Here is a 2,904-nt window from a genome sequence, read left to right as displayed (position 1 = left end):
CTGAAAGCCACACAGGTCAGCGCCGGATACTGGCATTCACTGGCCCTAGACAGCGACGGAAACACATACGCCTGGGGGAACAACGGAAACGGTCAGCTCGGCGACGGCACCACAAACAACAAGTTAGCTCCCGTGCAGGTGGCGTTCAACATGCAGCCGGTGATCACCGCAGCCAGGTTCGACACCAGCTCCGGCACGCACCTGATTCCTGCCAGCAACAGCAATAGCGTCACCGTGCTCACCCCCCCGCATCAGCCAGGCCTGGTCACGGTCAGCGTGGACTACACGATGGGCGGCGCTGGAAACACGCTGACTGACACCTCCCTCAGATACATGTACACGCCTGCAGGCGTGCTCCCCCGGGCGGGCGGTGAGGGCATAGTGCTGGCTCTGACCACCGGCATAACCGGCATGGGCGGGGTCCTGGCATCCCGCCGCCAAAGGAGAGAAACACGTCGGCTCCTGCACATTTCACACGAGTAAGAAGGCCGGCAGGTGGGTCAACCCACGACCACCCGCTCAGGGGGGGGGGCACAAAGAGAGGTGTCATACATGGCTCAATTCCCAAGAAGCCGACACTCCTCTTGCGCCCCCCCCCTCACCACACTTCCGCCAGCAGAATACCAACTGGCCCTTCTTTTTTCCGCCCTAGAAAGAGATGAACAAAGCAGGGCAGGACATAAGGTTACAACCTGAGCCAGCTCTGGCCGCTGTCCGTGCTCACGATCCCGGCTTAATTGCTGTCAACAACCGCTTTCGCCAACCGAGTTAATTATCGTCGCCGGGCTGCTGATTTGGCTCGTGTGTTGTTGGTGGGCTGGGTGGTAGGGTGAGGGACAGGGGATGTCGGTAAGACGGCTGGGTCCCGCCATTGGCTCCTGCAATTTGATGTAGGACTGGCGTTGGCAGGTAGAAGGGCTTTCCGATAGGAAGAACCTTGTCTAGGCAAGCGGCGTTTGCTCTATTTGGTGTTTGGTGAAGGGGTTTTGGTTTCATGCGTCTGGTTTCCCGGCTGCGCCGCATCATGGCGATGATGATCGTCCTGCTGGGCCTGCTGGCAGGCTTGGGTATCGCATCCGCCCAAGACGACGCTCCTATCCTTGATCTTCAAACCCCTCGCGTAGCTGAGCAGTCCTCCGCCACTCTTTCCAGCAGCGCAACAGGCACCCCCCTTTCCTCGCCCTCGCCGATACAAGCCGCCACGCCATTAAGCCCCACGCCCAGCACCCCGTCATCGATGACGGGCAATCCGGACAGCGCAGGCTCCGCTCCGGCTGAATCGGCCGACAAGACGGAAGACCAGGCTTCGCACATGGTGCTTTTCGACCCGGCCGACGGCAGCAAGCCAACACAGTCAACCGTGAAGACCGGGACCCTTGTATCCGCTCCGCAGCAGAACCCGCAGCGTCAAGGCTTCCGGTTCGACGGGTGGATGCTTGACGGCCGGCCCTATGACTTGCAGACCCCGATCCTCCGGGACACGACCCTGAAAGCGCAATGGTCGAAGGCCACGGACTGGAGGCTGAGCCCGGAGCACGGGCCCGCCACCGGCGCCCGCCTGGCCATCAGCCCGCCCGACAGGCAGGAGCCTCGGTTCGCAAGCATCCAAGCCGCAGGCGGCCAGACTATCGGCCTGGCCGGGGACGGCCGCCTCTACGCCTGGACGCAGGACAGCACGCCCAAGCAGGTTCCCGCCCCTGTTCAGGCTCCTGAAGGGTTCCGCTACCTGCAGGCCGCAGCCGGCAGCCATTGGCAGGCCGCCTTGGGATCCGACCAGCACATCTACACCCGGACCAGCCAGCAGTCGACGCCCATGATCCTCGACGCCGGCCAGGACACCAGGTTCACCAGCATCAGCATGAACGACGACCTGCTGCTGGCCGTGGACCAGCAAAGCCGCGTCCACGTCTTCCAGGCCAGCCCGTCCGGCAGCCAGGACCAGGCTGCAAAGCCCGCCGAACAGGCCACGCTCAGCCTGCCCGGACAGGCGCAGGCCGTCACCGCCCTCGCCTCCGGAAGCCGGATCCTGGTACTGGATTCGGACGGGCAGGCCTGGGCGTGGGATGCAAGCAGCATTGGAAACGCCAAACCCGCACGCATCAAACAGGATCCGGGCATGCGCACCGTCCAGGCCCAGGCCCTCAACTCAGGGTTCCTCCTCCTGGACACTGATGGGCACGCCCGGTACCTGGCCGACAGCACAACCAGTCCCTCAGCCGTAAGCCTGCCGGAAAGCATGCAAGCCAGTAGGATCACGGCCGACAAGAGCCAGGGCATCATCGTCGACAAGGACGGCCGCCTCTGGGCATGGAAGCCCGACGGAACACCCAAGCGCGCGGACGACGGGAGCCAGCCGTACACGCAGGCCGCCAGCACCGACGGCAAAATCACCGCCCTAGACAGGCAGGGTAGGGCATTCACGTGGAGCCTGGACGCTCAAGACAAGCCTGGCAAGCCGGCAAGACTCGACACCGCACAGGCGCCCATCCTGGAATCAGCCAGCCTGGACGGCCAGACGCTCACACTCACCAAGACCGGCGACGCGTGGCAGACGGACATGCCCGCCCGCAAGCCCGGACCAGCCTCAGTCACCATCACCGGCAAACAGGACGGCCAGCCCTTCACCAAAAACCTCAACTACACGGCCGACCAGACCCTGACCAGAGAAGGCCAGCAAAGCACCACCCACCAGGTCACATTCAATACAGCCAAGGGAAGCCAGGCACCCGAACCCCAACAGGTCGACTACCCATACGGGAGGGTCCGGCGCCCCTCCCCCGACCCGACGCGTGAAGGCTACCTGTTCGACGGATGGTTCATCGGAGAGATCGCCTACGACTTCAGCAAGCCCGTCACCCAGAACCTCACCCTCACCGCCAAATGGACATTCAAAGACCCCAACAA

Annotated in this window: 1 protein-coding gene and 1 pseudogene; both read left to right on the top strand. The window is 63.4% G+C overall.

Translation table 11 applies throughout. The features are described 5' to 3' along the window. Nucleotides 1–483, top strand: a pseudogene (locus AC0AP0_RS11175) (RCC1 domain-containing protein); the annotation flags it as partial. Nucleotides 484–994: 511 nt separating this feature from the next. Next, nucleotides 995–2,904, top strand: a 1,910-nt coding sequence (locus AC0AP0_RS11170) for an InlB B-repeat-containing protein (RefSeq protein WP_490430517.1), incomplete at its 3' end; no start/stop codon positions are given.

The organism is Bifidobacterium sp. POST2/T3 (B1) (assembly GCF_058197115.1).
The sequence above is the reverse complement of the archived record's forward strand: the minus strand, read 5'-3'. Positions and strand labels throughout refer to the sequence as shown.